The sequence below is a fragment of the Achromobacter sp. NCFB-sbj8-Ac1-l genome (assembly GCF_052695805.1).
This window is the reverse complement of the sequence record NZ_CP199812.1, coordinates 4,402,564-4,419,390: the sequence shown is the minus strand read 5'-3', so window position 1 is coordinate 4,419,390 and position 16,827 is coordinate 4,402,564. Positions and strand designations below refer to the sequence as shown.

16 protein-coding genes are annotated in these 16,827 nt (G+C 67.8%); 6 read left to right on the top strand and 10 right to left on the bottom strand.

All coding sequences use genetic code 11. From position 1 onward, the window contains the following. Positions 1-8 precede the first annotated feature (8 nt). On the bottom strand, positions 9-1,457 hold the full coding sequence (locus ACUDP5_RS20200) for an HD domain-containing phosphohydrolase (protein ID WP_445657033.1): 1,449 nt from the start codon (positions 1,455-1,457) through the stop codon (positions 9-11). Between the two features lie 125 nt (positions 1,458-1,582). Here ACUDP5_RS20200 and ACUDP5_RS20195 point away from each other — a divergent pair, with 125 nt between their 5' ends. From ACUDP5_RS20195 to ACUDP5_RS20185, 3 genes are all read left to right on the top strand, one after another. Beyond that, positions 1,583-2,341, top strand: coding sequence for an alpha/beta hydrolase (locus ACUDP5_RS20195; protein ID WP_263913578.1), 759 nt, complete (start codon positions 1,583-1,585; stop codon positions 2,339-2,341). A gap of 113 nt (positions 2,342-2,454) precedes the next feature. Continuing rightward, positions 2,455-3,333 carry a hypothetical protein gene (locus tag ACUDP5_RS20190; RefSeq protein WP_445657032.1) on the top strand — a complete coding sequence of 293 codons (879 nt, stop codon included), beginning with the start codon at positions 2,455-2,457 and terminating at the stop codon, positions 3,331-3,333. A gap of 4 nt (positions 3,334-3,337) precedes the next feature. Next, positions 3,338-3,997, top strand: a complete 660-nt coding sequence (locus tag ACUDP5_RS20185; RefSeq protein WP_445657031.1) for a hypothetical protein — start codon at positions 3,338-3,340, stop codon at positions 3,995-3,997. A gap of 20 nt (positions 3,998-4,017) precedes the next feature. On the opposite strand, the gene ACUDP5_RS20180 is transcribed toward ACUDP5_RS20185, so the two are convergent. Beyond that, positions 4,018-5,346 carry an MFS transporter gene (locus tag ACUDP5_RS20180; protein WP_445657030.1) on the bottom strand — a complete coding sequence of 443 codons (1,329 nt, stop codon included), beginning with the start codon at positions 5,344-5,346 and terminating at the stop codon, positions 4,018-4,020. Between the two features lie 127 nt (positions 5,347-5,473). On the opposite strand from ACUDP5_RS20180, the gene pdxR reads away from it, so the two are divergent. Beyond that, positions 5,474-6,976 carry a MocR-like pyridoxine biosynthesis transcription factor PdxR gene (gene pdxR / locus ACUDP5_RS20175; protein ID WP_263913581.1) on the top strand — a complete coding sequence of 501 codons (1,503 nt, stop codon included), beginning with the start codon at positions 5,474-5,476 and terminating at the stop codon, positions 6,974-6,976. Positions 6,977-7,039: 63 nt separating this feature from the next. Here the strand turns inward: pdxR and ACUDP5_RS20170 are convergent, their stop codons facing one another. The 5 genes from ACUDP5_RS20170 to ACUDP5_RS20150 form a co-directional block, all read right to left on the bottom strand. After that, positions 7,040-8,368, bottom strand: coding sequence for an aspartate aminotransferase family protein (locus ACUDP5_RS20170; protein WP_445657029.1), 1,329 nt, complete (start codon positions 8,366-8,368; stop codon positions 7,040-7,042). Continuing rightward, positions 8,365-9,444, bottom strand: a complete 1,080-nt coding sequence (locus tag ACUDP5_RS20165; protein WP_445657028.1) for a phosphotransferase — start codon at positions 9,442-9,444, stop codon at positions 8,365-8,367. The genes ACUDP5_RS20170 and ACUDP5_RS20165 overlap by 4 nt, the downstream gene beginning before the upstream one ends. Then, a complete protein-coding gene (locus ACUDP5_RS20160) occupies positions 9,441-10,739 on the bottom strand; it encodes an ArgE/DapE family deacylase (protein WP_445657027.1) in 1,299 nt (432 codons plus the stop codon). The genes ACUDP5_RS20165 and ACUDP5_RS20160 overlap by 4 nt, the downstream gene beginning before the upstream one ends. 169 nt (positions 10,740-10,908) lie before the next feature. Then, positions 10,909-11,880, bottom strand: coding sequence for a tripartite tricarboxylate transporter substrate binding protein (locus ACUDP5_RS20155; protein ID WP_263913585.1), 972 nt, complete (start codon positions 11,878-11,880; stop codon positions 10,909-10,911). Positions 11,881-11,948: 68 nt separating this feature from the next. After that, positions 11,949-12,893: an esterase gene (locus ACUDP5_RS20150; protein ID WP_263913586.1), complete on the bottom strand. Its 945-nt coding sequence runs from the start codon at positions 12,891-12,893 to the stop codon at positions 11,949-11,951. Between the two features lie 85 nt (positions 12,894-12,978). On the opposite strand from ACUDP5_RS20150, the gene ACUDP5_RS20145 reads away from it, so the two are divergent. After that, positions 12,979-13,875, top strand: a complete 897-nt coding sequence (locus ACUDP5_RS20145) for a LysR family transcriptional regulator (protein ID WP_445657026.1) — start codon at positions 12,979-12,981, stop codon at positions 13,873-13,875. A gap of 174 nt (positions 13,876-14,049) precedes the next feature. Beyond that, the gene (locus ACUDP5_RS20140; protein ID WP_445657025.1) at positions 14,050-14,340 is read left to right on the top strand and encodes a helix-turn-helix domain-containing protein; all 291 of its coding nucleotides are present in this window, start codon (positions 14,050-14,052) and stop codon (positions 14,338-14,340) included. A gap of 45 nt (positions 14,341-14,385) precedes the next feature. Here ACUDP5_RS20140 and ACUDP5_RS20135 read toward each other — a convergent pair whose 3' ends face one another. From ACUDP5_RS20135 to ACUDP5_RS20125, 3 genes are all read right to left on the bottom strand, one after another. After that, positions 14,386-15,072, bottom strand: a complete 687-nt coding sequence (locus ACUDP5_RS20135) for a hypothetical protein (protein WP_445657024.1) — start codon at positions 15,070-15,072, stop codon at positions 14,386-14,388. A gap of 187 nt (positions 15,073-15,259) precedes the next feature. Continuing rightward, complete coding sequence (locus ACUDP5_RS20130; RefSeq protein WP_263913589.1) at positions 15,260-15,943, bottom strand: hypothetical protein; 684 nt, start codon at positions 15,941-15,943, stop codon at positions 15,260-15,262. 231 nt (positions 15,944-16,174) lie between these two features. Continuing rightward, positions 16,175-16,681 (bottom strand): CinA family protein, encoded by a 507-nt coding sequence (locus tag ACUDP5_RS20125; RefSeq protein ID WP_445657023.1) that lies wholly within the window; start codon positions 16,679-16,681, stop codon positions 16,175-16,177. Between the last annotated feature and the right edge of the window lie 146 nt (positions 16,682-16,827).

The window sequence follows — 16,827 nt, the reverse complement described above, 5'->3', positions numbered from 1 at the left end:
GCAGCCGCCTACAGGATGCCGGCCGTCAATGCCTTGAGCGTGGCCGCCGCGCGGGTGGAACACTCCAGCTTGCGGAACACGCTTTCCACGTGGGTGCGCACGGTGCTGGGGCTGATGTTCAGGGCGCGCGCGGCTTCCTTGTTGCTGGCGCCCAGGCTGATCTGGCGCAGCACGTCCAACTCGCGTTGCGACAGCGCCGAGGCCGCGCGGCGCGGGGCGGCGCTGACGTCGCCGCCGGCCGCGGCGATGGCGGCTTCGGCAACCATGGCGTCGTAGCGGCCGGCCGCGGCGTCCTGGCGCAGGATGCGGGCGGCGTCCGGCAAGGCATGGGCGGGTCGCCACGGGCGGTCTTCCAGCAGGGCCTGCAAGGCCACGGTGGTGGCCAGCACCCGCTGCGGCAGGGTCAGCGCGGCGCCTGAAGCGCCCCGAAAATAGCCGCTGCCATCCAGCCGCTCGTAGGCATAGGAGGCCAGGTCGGCGGCCTGGCTCAGGCCCTTGATCTGGCGCGCGGCGCGGGCGGTCCAGTAGGGCATCAGGCGCAGCTGTTCCCATTGGTCGGGCGTGAGCGGACCGGGCGTGTCCCATAGCCGGTTCGGCAAGGCGGCGCGGCCGATGCCGTGCACCAGGGCGGCGGCCTGCAACTGCGCCTGCGCGTCGCCATCCAGGTCCAGCCGGGCGGCGGTCTGCACCGCCAGCGCGGCGACGCGGCGCGAGTAGCCGGCCAGCCACGGCAGCTTCAGTTCGGCCACGTCGGCCAGCAGGGTCAGGTCCGCCGGCGCGTCGGCGCGGCCATCGGCCAGGTGCCATTGCGAGGCATCGGGCGGCGCGGCGTCGATGTCGTCCAGCCAGGCCGGCCCGTGCTGCACGGCCAGCGCGGCGACGTCGGCCGGATACTTGGCGCCGGCCTGGCGCCGCAGGAAGTCCAGCGCGCTGTCGCGGCCATGCGCGCGGCTGAGAATTTCCAGGTCGCTGGCGGCGTTGACGACGAACGCCGTGCGCGAGACGACGGTGCCGTCCAGCGCTTGCGGCATGCCCTTGCCGTCGTAGCGTTCGAAGGCGTGGCGCAGGCCGGTCACCACAGCGTCCGGCATGCCCAGGCTGACGGCGACGTCGCCCGAGATTTCGCAATGGATCAGCGCCAGCGGCACGATCATCGATTGCGTGCGCGCGTCCAGCGGCGGCAGGGTCTGGGCCATCATGGCTTCGCGCGAGGCGATGTCGTCGCCCAGCAATTCGGCAAAGCCGCCCGCGTTGGCGGTGCAACCGGACCAGCGCAACAGGGCCACGGCGCGGGCGTGGTTCTGGCCATCGGCGTCGGCCCCCAGCGCGGCGGCCAGCAGGCCGGCCAGGCAGGCGGTGCGGCGCGAGTGGTCGGTGGCGCGGCCCATGCTCAGGTCGCCGACGAAGGCCATGGCCAGCACGGCGTCGGTGAGTTCAATGGCGCTAGCGGCGGTCATGGGCGGAAGGTGTGTGGGAAGGGCGCATCGGTCAATCAACCGATACCGGGGCGCAGGCGGCAAGACGACACTGGCATCCAGCGAACGCCGCGTCGGTGTTCGGCACCCAAGCAAAAGGAAATTCCATGAAGCGCCATATTATCGCAGCCTCCCTGTTGGCAGCCGGCCTGTTGGCCGGCGCGGCGTCGCAAGCCCAAGCCGCCCAGCCTTCCGTCGTGATCGTGCACGGGGCCTTCGCCGACGGCTCGGACTGGGCCAAGGTGGTGGCCCTGCTGCAGGCCAAGGGCGTGCAGGTGCAGGCCGTGCAGAACCCGCTGGAATCGCTGGCCGGCGACGTCGCCGCCGCCAATCGCGCCATCGACAACCAGCCGGGCAAGGTCGTGCTGGTCGGTCATTCCTGGGGCGGCACGGTCATCACCGAGGCGGGCAAGAACGACAAGGTCGCCAGCCTGGTCTACGTGGCCGCCTTTGCGCCCGAGGCCGGCCAGTCGGTGGCGACGCTGACAGAAGGCACGCCCAAGGCCCCGGGTTCGGACAGCATCGCGGCCGACAGCCATGGCTGGCTGAGCCTGTCGGCCAAGGGATTGGCGCGCGACTTTGCGCAGGACGTGCCGGCCGAGCAGGCCCGCGTCATGGCGGCGACGCAGGGCCCCATCAAGGCGTCGGCCTTTGCCGAACCCGTGTCGGTCGCGGCCTGGAAGACCAAGCCGTCGTACTTCGTCGTCAGCCAGCAGGACCGCATGATCCTGCCGGCGCTGCAACGCCAGATGGCCGCCCGCATCAAGGCCAAGGTGACCGAGTTGCCGGCCAGCCACGTGCCGCAACAGTCGCGCCCGGCCGATGTGGCGCAGGTGATCCTGGATGCCGTGGCCAGCGTGAAGTGACGATCGAGGCGAAGGCGCCGGCCGCTGGCTGACGCCTTCGGCTTTCCGGCCGCAAGCCGGATTGGCCTAGAATGCCGGCACCTGTTTCATGCGGCGCTGCTGCCGAGGATCGCGTGCCCTCTTTGTCGAAGACCATTCTATCGGGACGCCGCGGCGCCCAACGGTACGCCAGCATGGTGCTGGGGGCCGCCCTGTTGCTGCCGGGCGCGGCCCGGGCGCAGGCCGCGGCGGCGGCGCCGGATTACCTGAAGGCGACCCAGTCGATTGGCGGGGACTTCGAACTGGAAGGCTATCCGAATTCGACCTTGCGCCAGATCAAGTATCGGGGCAAGCCCTACCGGCCATTGAATGCGTACGAGTTCATCCAGGTGAAGGCCCTGGGGCCGACCCAAGGCGGCCAGCCGGTGCTGCTGGCGGTGTCGAACGACTTCATGGGCGTGGGCACGATACTGATCGCGGTGCAGAACGATACGCCGCTCGCACGGGTCTTGAGCCCCACCGTTGACATACGCGACCCGGACCTGGGCCTGGCGCAGCCCGGGCGTGAGGATCTGCTGCTGTTTACGGCGGGTTCGCGCGCCCTGGTGACGTCCACGGGGCAGGTGTTGTGGTTCGAGCATGCCTTGCCCAAGGAGTCTCTGCGATCCAGTCCGCTGCTGGTGTCGGTGTCGCCCGACAATCGCCATGGCGCGCTGCTGCTGGACAACGAGATCCGCTTGAGCGTGGCGGACGACGGCCCCTATGCCAGCGTGCCGTTCACCAAGGCCATGCAATTGAATGCCTTCCGGGCGGCCGGAAACCAGAGCGCCGAGCTTGCCCGCCAGGCGCTGGGCGAAGGCAAGCGTATCGACCAGCGGCGGCTTTACGACAACATGAAGGCGGAATGGATCAACCGGCATTTCCAGTGGCAGGCGGGCAAGGACGGGTGGCAGTTCGTTGGCCAAGGCCTCAAGCCCGTCGTGCTTGCCGCGCCGCCGCGCCAGGAGCCTTGAGGTGATGTCCCTGGTCGTGTCCCGTAGCGTGAGCGGGTTGGGCCTGGTGTTGGCCGCGGCGCTTGCCGGGTGTGCCAGCCAACCCGATATCTACCAGAAGCATATGCGCGCCGAGGACGCCAACCCGGCGGACGTGGTGTTGACGCTGGACGTGACGTTTGCACGCGCGCCTGACTACGCGCCCAAGAGCCATGAATATGGGTCGAAGGAGACGCGGCGGGAGTATTCCGGCTATCCCGGCATTGACGTGCCCTTCTACCAGAAGGGCCTGGGCTTTGACCTGGGTGTGCTGGGCGATCCCCGGGCGTTGCTGGCGCTGCCGTATCCGTCGCCCACGACCCGCACGACGTCCGCGCAGCTGAAGATCTTCGGCGAACGGCTGGACGCCCGGCGCTACCGCTTCGTCGTGCTGCCCCGGCCGGGATGGAACAGCATGAACAGCTTCCAGGTGGCGTTTGCCATCAACGGCCGGCGCGAGGGCATGACGTTCGCCTACAGCACGAAGGCGGTGTGCGAAAGCCGCTTCGAGGTGACGACGCCGACGTATGGCTTCGGCATGTCGGTGGCGGCGAACTTTCCGGGTGGCAAGCCGGGCTGCCTGAAGGCCTGCGACGCACGCCCCGGCTATCCGGGGCAGTGCGCGTTCTTTTCCGGCGTCGAGTAACGCGGCGCCGGGGCTTGCGTTCAGTGGGCCCGGCTGTGCTGGGCAGCTACCCCGCGCCCGCCCTGGCGGGCCGCCTCGCGCTCAGGCGTCGGCAGATACACCGCGCACAGGAAATTGGCACCGGCGATGAGGGCGAACATCAGCGCCATCGGCTGCCAGGTCAGGCCGAAGGTGTGTGCCACCCACAGGCCCACCAGCGGCGTGGTGCCGCCGAAGATCGCGCCGCATAGCTGGAAGCTGAGCGAAATGCCCGTGTAGCGCATCTCCACCGGGAAGGCCAGCGGCAGGTAAGGCGCCAGCACCGCGTAGTAGGCGCCGATCAGGAAGATCGCGGTGAGCAGGCCGATGGCGATGTTCTGGATGTCGCCGGTCAGGACCAGCATCATCATCGGCACGGCCCACAGCGTGGACAGCGCGGTGACCCAGATCAGGAAGCGACGCTCGCCGATGCGGGTGGCGATGTACGAGGCAATCGGAAAGCTGATCAGCTCGACCACGCCGGCCCAGGTCACCACGTCCAGGATCTGGCTGCGCGTGATCTTCAGGTAGGTGGTGGTGTAGGTGATCATCAGGGTGGTCACGAAATAGAACCCCGAGATGCCGAGCAGGCACAGGCCGATGCCCAGCAGCAGGGCGTGCTTGCGTTCGCGCAGCACCAGGCGGATGGGCGCGGTGGTTTCCTTTTTCTGCGCCTTCAGGCGGGCTTCGAGCTCCGGGCTTTCGTTGACGCCGCGGCGGATGATGAAGGCCACCAGCACCAGCACGCCGCTGATGATGAACGGCAGGCGCCAGCCCCAGGACAGGAAGTCTTCCTTGGGCAGGTCGGACACCAGGCGGAACACGCCGGTGGCCAGGATCAGGCCGATGGGGCTGCCGTATTGCGGGGCGGACGCCAGGAAGGTGCGCCACTTGGGCGGCGCGTGTTCGGCGGCGATCAGCACCGCGCCGCCCCATTCGCCGCCCACCGCGATGCCCTGCACCAGGCGCAGCGCCACCAGCAGCACCACGGCGGTCAGGCCGATGGAATGGTACGAAGGCAGCAGGCCGATCAGCGTGGTGGCCACGCCCATCAGCAGCAACGTGATGACCAGGCTTTGCTTGCGGCCGAAGCGGTCGCCGACGTGGCCGAACAGCACCGCGCCGACGGGCCGCGCAAAGAAGCCGATGGCGAAGGTGCCCAGCGAGGCCAGCGTGCCCATGAAGGGATCATTGGTGGCGAAGAACACGTCGCCGAAGACCAGCGCGGCGGCGGTGGCGTAGCAGTAAAAGTCGTACCACTCGATCATGGTGCCGAAGAATGCCGCGGCCGCGGCGCGGACGGGCTGCTTGCGGCCTGTGGAGTCGTTCATGGAAGGAATTCCCCTTGTTTTTCGCGGCTGCCGAATCGGCGCGGCGATGTCTGATAACGGCGTTGACGATAGCAACTACTGGCTATATCTTGTATAGCCACAATCCGTTCAGACATAGGTCCACTTCATGAAAGAAGTCCTGCTCGCCGATCTGCTTGCCGGGTCCCTCTCGCGCGAGTCCGACGAGCCGCTGCAAAAGCAGATCTACGACATCGTGCGGCGCGGCGTGCTGGACCACACGCTGGTGGCGGGGCAGCGGCTGCCGTCGTCGCGCGCGCTGGCCACCGACCTGGGCATATCGCGCATCACGGTGACGCTGGCTTACGAAAGGCTGATCGCCGAAAACTACCTCAGTGCGCGCGGCGGCAGCGGCACCTTCGTGGAAAAAACCGTGGACCGGCCGCTGCTGCCGCCCGAAACCCCCGAACACGTGCAGCGCCATCGCCCCGGCCTGTCGGCGCGCGGCGAGGTCATCGCCGGCGGCGCGGGCGGCCTGGCGCAGCACACCGGCGCCTTCGTGCCGGGCGTGGCCGATGCCAGCCTGTTTCCGTTTCATCTCTGGCGCCGGCTGGTGTCGCGCCACCTGGGCAAGTCCAACCTGGCGCTGTCCGGCTACGCCAAGGACGGCGCGGGCTACATGCCGCTGCGGCTGGCGATTGCCAATTACCTGCGCCTGGCGCGGTCGGTGGTGTGCGAGCCGGAACAGGTCATCGTCACCGCCGGCACGCACCAGTCGGTGGACTTGTGCGCGCGATTGCTGACCGAATGGGGCGATAGCGCGCTGGTCGAAAGCCCATGCCACTGGGCCTTTCCGCCGGTGCTGGGCGCGGCCGGGGTGCGGGCGCATGCCGCGGTGGTGGACGAGCAGGGGCTGGACCTGGCCGCCAGCAAGCTGCCGCGCCGCGCCCGCCTGCTGATCACCAGCCCGTCGCACCAGTACCCCACCGGCGTGGTGATGCCGCTGGCGCGCCGGCTTGAACTGTTGCAAGCGGCGCGGGCGCGCGGGCTGTGGGTCATCGAAGACGACTACGACAGCGAATTTCGCTACGACGGCGCGCCGATTCCGTCGCTGCAAGGGCTGGATGCCGATGGCCGCGTGATCTACATGGGCACGTTCAGCAAGACCATGTTCGCCGGCCTGCGCATGAGCTACATGGTGGTTCCGCCGCAAGTGGCCGCCTCGTTTTCGCAGGCGGCCGCCAGCATCTACCGGCCGGGCCAGCTGCACTTGCAGGCGGCGTTGGCCGACTTCATGGGCGATGGCCATTTCTCGCACAACATCAAGCGCCTGCGTACCGAGTATGCGGGCCGCCAGGCGGTGCTGCGCGAGGCGCTGGCGGCGCGCGTGGGCGATGCGGTGCAATTGTCGCAGGCGCGCGCCGGGCTGCACGTGTATGCGCGGTTGCCGCCCAAGGTGCAGGTGGCCCGGCTGGCGGATGCCGCCCGCGAAGAAGGCATCGTGCTGGGGCAGCCGGCCTACCTGCCCGATGCCGCTCGCCATGGCCAGCCGGCCGTGGTGCTGGGGTATGGCGGCGTGCCGTGCGAGCGCATCGATGATGGCGTGATGCGCTTTGCACGGGCGTTGGCGCGGGCCACGGATGCCAAGCCCGCAAGGCGCGTCAAGCGTTGATGTCCAGATGGCGGTGCGTGGGGCGGCGCAGGCTTGCGACCGCCCCACGCGCCATGTTCGCGCCTACAGTTCGCCCAGCACCTGGTCCGCCGCCGCCAGCAACAGGTCGGCGTGCTCTTGTCCGAAGGGCAGTTGCGGCCGCAGCTTGAGCACGTTGCCGTGCAGGCCGGTGGCGCTGAGCAGCACCCGGCGTTCACGCATCAGGTTGACGAAGCGGTGGGTGGCTTCCTTGGCCGGCGTCTTGGTGGCGCGGTCGCGCACCAGTTCCACACCGATGAACAGGCCATCGCCGCGCACGTCGCCGATCAGCGGGTGGCGTTCGGCCAGCGCCCGGAAACCCTCGCGCAGATACTGTCCGGTGCGCGCGGCGTTGGCTTGCAGGCCTTCTTCCTGGATGACCGCCAGCGTGGCCTGGGCGGCGGCGCAGGCCACCGGATTGCCGCCGAAGGTGTTGAAGTAGCGGGCCTCGCGCCCGAAGCGTTCCATGATGTCCGGGCGCGACACCATCGCCGCGATCGGGTGGCCGTTGCCCATGGGCTTGCCCATGGTGACCAGGTCCGGCACCAGCCCATGGCGCTCAAACCCCCACATCTTCGAACCCGTGCGCGCAAAGCCCGCCTGCACCTCGTCGGCAATGAACAGGCCGCCCGCGTCGTGGATGGCCTGCACCGCCGGCGCCAGGAAGCCCGCCGGGTCGCTGTAGACGCCGTCGCTGGAAAAAATGGTGTCCACCAGCAGCGCGGCCGGGCGGATGCCATGGCGGCGCATGTCGTCGATGGCGGCCTGTACCTGCGCGGCGAACCAGGCGCCCAATGTGGCCGGGTCCTGCCGGTAGGTGTCGGGGGCGGCCACGGTGCGCGTGTCCAGCCCCAGCGGCACGGCCTGGCCCAGCGACGGCGACACCGCCGCCACCGCCGAGGTCACGCCGTGGTACGCCAGCTGCGTGACGATGACGCCGGTGCCGCCGGTGTGGCTGCGCGCCACGCGCAGCGCCAGGTCATTGGCCTCGCTGCCGGTGCAGGTGAAGATCACCTGCGACAGCGGCTCGGGAAAGGTCGCCAGCAGCTGTTCGGCGTAGTCCAGCACCCCGTCGTGCAGGTAGCGCGTGTGGGTGTTCAGGATGGCGGCCTGCTCGGCAATGGCCCGCACCACGCGCGGATGGCTGTGGCCGACCGAAGCCACGTTGTTGTAGGCATCCAGGTAGCGCTGGCCGTCGGCGCCGATCAGCCACACGCCTTCGCCGCGCACGATGTGCAGGGGCTGGTCGTAGAACAGGCGGTAGGACGGGCCCAGCACGCGCTGGCGGCGGGCGATCAGGGCGCGTTCGGCCTCGGGCAGCGCATCGGCGGCCGCGGGGTCGAAGGCATTGAGCATGGCTTTGTCTCGGCTCATGTGAAACTCTCCATCGGGGTCAGGCAGGCGGCCAGCAGGATGTCGCTGGCCTGCTGGCGCGGCAGCGTGTCCAGCCGCGCCAGGCCGGACCAGGCCTGGCCATTGTTGCGCAGGATGTATTGGCGGTTTTCGGGATGCTGCTCGGCGCGCCAGCCGGTGATCGCCACCGTGATGAGGTGGCGCGCGGCGATCAGGTCGGGCAGCAGGGCGATTTCGGTGTCGGTCAGGGGCAGCGCCTGGTGGTAGCTGGCCACGCAGTGCCGCAACGCGGGCGATAGCGGATCGGGCGCGTCTTGCAGCAGATAAGCGCCGGCCACGGCCAGGTCCTGCACCAGCGGCGCGCGCACCATGTCGCCAAAATCCAGCAACGCGGCGATGCGTTCGGGGCGGGCCGGTTCGACCATCACGTTGTACGGGTTCAGGTCGTTGTGGATCACCTGGCGCCGCAAGCCTTCAAGCGCCGGCTGGGTGTGGCGGATGAAGCGGTCCAGGTGGCGTTCGGCCAGGGCGCGCCGTTCGGGGTCGGCAATGCGGGGCAAGAGGTCGGCCAGGCGGTCGGCGTGCTGCAGGTCCCAAAGCAGTTCGTGGTCGGCCATGGGGTGGCTGAAATGGGCCAATGCCAGATCGAACTGCGCCAGCGCACGGCCCAGCGCCTGGTGCTGCGCGGGGCTGCGGGCCACCTTGTAAAGCGGCACGCCATCGATATAGGTGATCAGCCGGATGGCGCGGCGGGCGCCGTCTTCGTCTTCGTGCCAATGCACGTAGTCGCCGGCCACGCCGGGAATCAGGCGCGGCACCGGTGGTTCGCCGCCGGCCTGCATCAGGCACAACTGCGCCTGGGTATGAAAGTCGGTGACCGCAGGATCTTCGGCGGGGTGGGTGGCCTTGAGCACATAGGCCGCGCCATCCGCGCACTGGATCAGGAAGTTCTGGTCGCGTTCGCTGGACAGGATGCTGGCGCGGGCCGTCAGCCCGTAGCAGGACAGGGCCAGGGCCTCGGCGTCCGCCAGGGTCAGTTTCGGGGGCTCGGCGGCGAACAGCGCCTGGCCGGCGCTGGGGCGGGTGCTGCGATTCATGCGGGGCGCTCTTCCAGTCCGCACCATTCGGCGATGAACAGCGCGATGGTCTGGGTCACCTTGCGCACCGATTCCAGGTTGACCGCTTCGTCGTAGCCGTGCGGCATGCGGCATTCCGGGCCGTAGACGATGGCCGGCGTGTCGGCGTACAGGCCATAAAAGCGCGCGTCGGTGGCGGCGGACGTGGCGTACTCGCGCAGCGGCTCGCCAAACACCTGCTCGTGGGCGCTGCGCAGCGCGGCTTCGACCTCGTCGGAATCCTTCAGTTCGTAGCCCTCGGCCATGAAGCCGTGGTAGACCACCTTGGGCGGATGCTTGGCCAGGAACGGGTCGCGCGCGGCGGCCTGCGCCACGAAGGCCTCGATCTCGGCGCGCGCGGCTTCCAGGCTCTGGCCGGGGTACACCGCCACACGCATGTCGAAGGTGCACCAGGCCGGCACGCTGGACGGCCAGTCGCCGCCCGCGATCTTGCCCAGGTTGAAGCGGATGGGGTGGGGGTGGTCGCAGAAATGGCGGTGGTCGCACTTGCGGCCGTTCCAGCGCGCTTCCAGCTCGTCCAGCGCCTGGATCAGGAAGATGGCCTTCTGGATGGCATTGGCGCCCGCGCCGGTGAACGCAGCCGAGGCGTGCTGGGGGTCGCCTTCGACCTGCACCTGGAACCACATTGGCCCGACCTGGGCGCGCATCAGCATGGGCAAGAGCGGTTCGGGAATGAAGGCCGCGTCGGCCCGGTAGCCGCGCGCCAGGCAGGCCAGCGCGCCGTTGCCGGTGCATTCTTCTTCCACCACCGATTGCAGGAACACGTCGCCCGCGGGCGCCAGGCCCAGGCTGGCCAGCGCGTCCATGGCCGACAGGCAGGCGACCAGGCCCGACTTCATGTCGCCCGCGCCGCGGCCGTGCATCCAGCCGTCGACGATGGCGGGGTCGTACGGGTCGCGGCTCCATTGCGACAGCGGGCCGACCGGCACCACGTCGATGTGGCCGTTCAGGATCAGCGAGCGGCCCTTCAGGCTGCGGGCGCGGTGCGCGCCGACCACGTTGTAGGCGTTGTCGTAGGACACCGCCACCGGCGAAAAGCCCGGCAGGTGGGCAATGGCGTCGACGTCGATCTTCCAGCGGTCCACGCCGTAGCCGCGTTCGGCATAGCGCGCCGCCATGAAGTCCTGCGCGGTGGCTTCTTCACCGCGCTGCGACGGCAGGCGCACCAGTTGCGCGGTCAGTTCGGTCTGGGCCGCAAAGCCCGCGTCCACGGCTTGGATGATGCGCTGCCGGAGCGCCGGGGTCAGTTCTGGCATGGATGTGCTCGAGGTTGACTGGGATGCGAGCCATCCTAAAGACAATTGGATCTGTGAAAAATAGCCAATCCGGGTTATTTGATATAGCCACTTTGCGGCGCTGGCGGCTTGGCGAGGCCGCCACCGTCCGCGCAATGACGGGCGACGCCGCCGCGCCGCCCGTGCCGGCCTACTGGCGAGGGATTTCGGCGCTGGCGATGGCCTCGCGCCATTGCTTGTCGCTGGCCTCGACAAAAAGGGCGAATTCCGCCGGGCTGGCGGGGGCGCTGACCTTCACGCCCAGTTCCTGGAAGCGCGCCTGCACGTCGGGTTGCGCCATCACGCGGGTGAATGCCTGGTTCACCGTGTCCACGACGGGTTCCGGGGTGCCGGCGGGGGCGAACAGGCCCGTCCAGAAATAGAAGTCCATGCCCTTCAAGGCTGCCGTTTCCCCGGCCGAGGCCATGTCCGGGTTGCCGATGTCGCGGTCGCGGCTCATCACGCCCACCGGCGTCACGCGGCCGCTCTTGACCAGTTCCAGCAGGGCGGGCAGGCCGGACACCGCCAGGTCGACCGTGCCGCCGATGACGTCGGTGGCGATCTTCGAGGCGCTGGCATAGGGAATGAAGGTGATCTCGGTGCCGGTCATCTTCTTCAGGCTTTCCATCGCGATGCTCGGCAGCGAGCCGACGCCGGTGGCGCCGTAGGTCAGCCGGCCGGGCTCGGCGCGGGCGCGCCGGATCAGGTCGTCGAACGAGCGCACGCCCAGCTTGGGGTTGGCCACCACGGCCAGGCCGCTGGTGCCCAGCGGGGCCACGGCCTGCAGGTCGCGATAGGTGTACTTGGCGGAGACCTGCACCTGCGGCGCGATCACCACGTCCGAGACGATGCCCATCAGCAGGGTGTAGCCATCGGGTTTGGCGTTGACGGCCCGCGTGACGCCGATGATGCCGCCTGCGCCGGCGATGTTCTCGATGACGATGGTCTGGCCCAGTTCCTGGCCGAGCTTGGGCGCGACCAGGCGGGCAAAGGCATCCACCGAGCCGCCCGGGGCGTAGCCCACGATCAGCTTGATGGGTTGGGTGGGGTAGGTTTGCGCGGCAACGGGGGCCGCGCCGGTTGCGAGGGCCAGCGCCAGTGCGGGCAGGATGAAGGGTTTCATGTTTGTCTCCGTGGGGTGTTGTTATGGGTTGCTGTGATCGAGGGTCGCCATGCGCCGAGCCGGGGACGTCAGGTCTGCAGCCACGCCCTGACCCGCTCGAACACGTCGTCGCTGTTGCGGTCCATCATGGGCAGGTGGGAGTTGCCGTGGACCCCCTCGGCCGGCAGGTCGATCACGCTGACCGGCGTGGTGTCGCGGATGCTGGCGAGGTAGGCGTCGGCCTGGCGCCGGTAATTGATCCAGTGCGATCCGGACGCTTCAATAAAGTCGCCCCACACGTGCAGATGGCGCGGCAGCGGCCCGGTCGGGCTGGGCGCAGGCATGCCGCCGGGTTCGATGCCGACCACCGACTGCACCCACTGCGGCCGACGCCGTGCGATCTCGGCGGCGAAGCCGGCGCCCTGGCTGTGCGCCACCAGGTGGCAGGGGCCGACCTGGTCGACCAGCGCTTCGTACGCGGCCAGGATCATGGCTTCGTGGCCCGGCCAGCGCGGCACCCATTGCCGGGCGAAATGGTCGAAGCTGTCGCAGGGAAATTGCTGCCCGGGAAAGGGATGGCGCGGCGCGGGCGCCGGCTCATAGCGGGGGCCGATGCGAAAAGTCAGCCAGGCCTCGCGCTTGGTGCGAAATACGGGCGCCTCGGCGTAGACCTCGGGATAGCGCGCCCAGGACGAACGGCCGCGCTCCACCGCGTCGCTGACCAGCACGTCGTAGCCCGCTTGCAGAAAGCGCATCAGCCAGCCCGGCCGGCCATCCGGCGTGTCTTCCCAGGTGCAGCCGGTCATGCCGCCGCCGTGCCACAGCAGCACGGGATGCGGATGGCGGGGCCGCGCCAGCCGGAAGGCCTGTACGTACATCTGGCCGTAGACCTGCTCACCGTTGGGATCGACCTCGCGCGGATGGCCGTTCAGCACCATGCTGCGGTGTTCGACGGGCAGGCCCGCCACCGTCGCGGTCTGGCCGCCGACAAAGAACGAGCTTACGGATTTCAGGCAGATATCGTCGCAATGCATAACAGGTCCGTTTTCGATGACGGGCGTAGCTTGCGATTCGGCCTATAGTTACGTCAATCGAATAAAAATCAAAGATTGTTGATCTATGGGAATCAATTACGACATCGAGGATCTGCGGGCGTTCTGCACGCTGGTGCGCACCGGCCAGTACACCGCGGCGGCGTCGCAGCTGTGCATCACCACGTCTGCCTTGAGCCGGCGCGTGGCCAAGCTGGAGGACCGCATCGGCGGCAAGCTGTTCGAACGCACGACGCGCCGCGTGGTGGTCACCTCGATCGGCCGCACCTTGTACGAACGGGTGCTGCCCGCCGTCAGCCGGCTGGACGCCTGCCTGCTGGAAGCGGCGCGCGCGGCGCAGGGGCAGGGCGGCAACCTGGCGGTGGGCACGGTGGCGTCGGTGGGCTATTCCGTGTTTCCCAAGGTGTTGCCCGCGTTCTACGCCGCGCATCCGCACACCTACCTGTCGATCCGCGACGCCAACGCCACCGTGGTGGCCAAGCTGGTGGAAGACGGCGAGGTCGAATTCGGCGTGACGACCGTGGTGTCGTTTCCGCAATCGCTGGTGGTGGAGAAGGCCGCCGCCTACGGCTACAACCTGGTGTACGCCAAAGGCTCGGCCTTCCGTCCGCGACGCCGCACGCTGACCTGGACGCAGGTGTCCGATTTGCCCGTGGTGGGGCTACACCCCTTGAGCTCGACGCGCCTGCAGATCGACAGCGTGCTGCACGCCAGCGGCATTGTCTTGCCCTGGAAGATCGAAGTCGATCAGCTGGCCACCATGGTCGGCCTGGTGCAGACGGGGGATTTCGTGGCGGTGATGCCCGGCTTGTTCGACGCGGCGGGCTATGGCTTGCAGTCGGTGCCGGTGGGAAGCCCGGATATCGTCCGAGATATCTACCTGGTCAGGCGTCACGACGTGAGCCTGTCACCGGCGGGGCAGTCGTTGCTGGGGTTGATTCGGGAGCGGTTGGGGGCGGGGTAGGGGGCACGACAACGTCCGGATGCAATGGGCCTTGTTCGACAGGAATTCTGCCCTGGGCAAACAATTTAAATCCATAATATTGTGTCTTAAGTTTGAGTTATGACTTTAAGGGCCAATATTTTGGAATTAACTTTTGCGAGTTCCAATGAGATTGTCAGAGCGCTTTGTGAACGATTGCGCAAAGAACGACTGGCGCAGCAACTGACGCAGGCTGATGTCGCCGCGCGCGCCGGCATTTCCGCGAATACGGTTTCCAATCTGGAAGCAGGCAAGAACGTGGCCTTTGAGAATGTGGTCCGTATCGCTATGCTGCTCGGACGCGCCAACGAACTGGAGGCGCTTTTCAAGTCCAAGTTGGATAGTCTCGACGACATCCTTCGATATGAACACAGCGCTGGCCGCAAGCGCATCAGGAAAAAGCTCGACAATGCAATATTCGTCGCCGTTGAACCCGGTGCACGATGATGCGTCGAACGACGGCTGGTCGCAGTCTTGGTGGCCGGCAAGCCGTCACGGACGAAAGCCAGCAAGGATCGGCGCGATCCATTCCTGGCCTCCCCCGTTGTCCCAGGGGCCGTTCTCTCGTCCACCGTAAAGCTCCTGGCTACCGGTCACTGTCTTGATGCCTTGCGGATGGCGCGCGGCGTCGAGAAAGGCGTTCACCACGTCGCGCAGGCCGGCCTCGTCATGGGGCGGCAGCGAGGCCAGGGCATCGTCGAGCGAATAGCGGATGTCGGCAATGACACATTCGTAGCGGACGGTCGCCATTTTTTGTCCGGGCAGCGCCGGATTGGGTTTGATCGTCTTGGACAGGACCTTGCAGCTTGATTGCGAAACGAGTGCCCGCTGTAGACGCAGGGCCTCGATCAACCGTTCCTTCGCCGCCTGTGGTTCGGTGGCATTGAGCAGCGCTTGCACCCGAATTTCCGCCGCGCGTCGGTACGCGCCTTCCCGCATGTTGTCCACGTTGCGCAAGACCTCCACGCGGATGGGTAGCTTGTCGGGATAGAAGCGCTTCGTGTAGGCATCCAGTTGACGCGCGCTGTTCATGTCGTCGTGGATGACGTAATCGAGGTAGAGCTGCCCGATCTGTTCGGGCGTCAGCGATTGTGCTGCGGCTGGGGCGATGGGAAGTAGAGATATCCAGCCGAACAACGCAGCGGCGACGGCACGGGGAAAGCTCTGAATCAGGCGCATGGCGGGCGAGGGCTGGGCGTTGGGGGACGGGCCGCAGTCGCCCTGTCGATCAAGTGCGCGGCAAGGCGTAGCGATGTCATTATGCCTGCGCGAGGGACGACAGCGCCGATGCGCCTGGCGGCGGCGGGGGCCAGCAAGGCGTTCGGCTTCGCGTGCGCGGCGGCGCCGGGCCGCCGCGTCAGCCGCGTCAGGGTTGAAACCCCGCAATGATCGGGTCGACCCACTCGTTGTAGTCTTCGGTGGACCAGGGCCCCTGGCTGCTGGGCGCAAACAGGTCTTTCTTGCCTGTCACCGTTTTCACGCCCTTGGGATGCCGCAGGGCGGCCAGGAATTCGTCGACCAGCGTTGTCACGCCGGCTTCATCGGGCGCGGCGAGTTTGCTCAGCGCGGCCTCGAAGGAATAGCGCACGTTGGGGATGGTGCATTGGTAGGTGACCTGCACGACTTGATATCCCGGCGGCAGGTCATTGGGCTTGATCTTGCTGGACTGCACTTTGCAGTCCGATTGCTGAACGGCGGCGTGCTGCAACTGCAGTGCCTCGGCCAGCTTGTCCTTCAGGACGCGGGGGTGCCTGGCGTTGGGCAGGGCGCCTGCCAACTGGGCCGCCATTTGCTGGAATTGCGCGCTGCGGATGGCCGCCATGTTCTTGACGGTGTTGACATCGAAGGTGTCTTTGCCGTCATTGGACAGCCTCAGGTAGTCGTTCAGCTGACGGGCGCTGTCGGCGTTGTCGTGCACGATGACGTCGAGATACAGCTGGGCGACCTGGTCGGGTGTCATCTGGACCGGCGTGGAGGTCAGGGCGGTGGCCGGGGCCGTAGCCAGCAGGCTGGCCAGGCCCAGCAACGCGGGAGCGAGGGAGCGCGTCAATCGTGGATTCGAGGACATGGTGATAAGGCTTGGGGTGGCAAGGAGCGGGCCTGTCGGTGGCGACGGATGGCCCATGGGTGAAGAAGGAGGCAAGCGTAGCAACGCCGAGGCGGTCGTGAACGCCCGGACGAAAGAAACAGAAATTTCCTACAAATCGGGCTTGCGGACCGCCTTCCCGACCGTCTCCGGCAGCGCCTGGCCGCTTCCCGGCCGCCGTGCCCCCGCCTTGCCTCAGGATCGCTGGCCCGGCTGGTGCAGCAGGAAGTGTTCGACGATGCCTTGCAGGGCGTAGTCGGCGCTGGCCTGGCGGATGCGCTGGCGGCTGCCGCTGAACTGCCGGGTGGCGGTGTAGACGATGGGGCTGGCGTCGGCGTTGCCGCTTTTGAAGGCCCAGGCGTAACACTGTGTGCCCGCCGGCACGCGGTCGTCGATGGCGTCGGTGACGCCGGTGTTGGCAACGGCGACGTTGGCGGGACTTTTGCGCGCGGCGCCCAGCGCCATGTCGCGGGCCACGGCTTCGCTGGTCAGGTTATGAGTGGCCAGGGTGGATTGCGGCACGTCCAGGCAGCGCCGTTTCGATTCGGCCGAATACACCACGAACGCGCAATCGAGCAGGGCGCCCGCGCCCGGGATGTCGGCCAGCGTGGCGGCGATCAGCCCGGCGGTGCAAGACTCGGCGGTCACCAGCGTCAGCCGATGTTCGTGCATGAATAAGGCGACTCTTTCGTTGGCATTCATCAGGGACTCCTGCGGTTGTCCTGCCTTCCCAGCAATTGCCATGCCGGAAATCGCCCATTTCCCGGGCCGTCGCAGGTGCTGACAGACACTCACAGAATAAGGTCGCGGGCGGTCGGCACGGCGCGCATAATGAAGCTTGCGGTGAA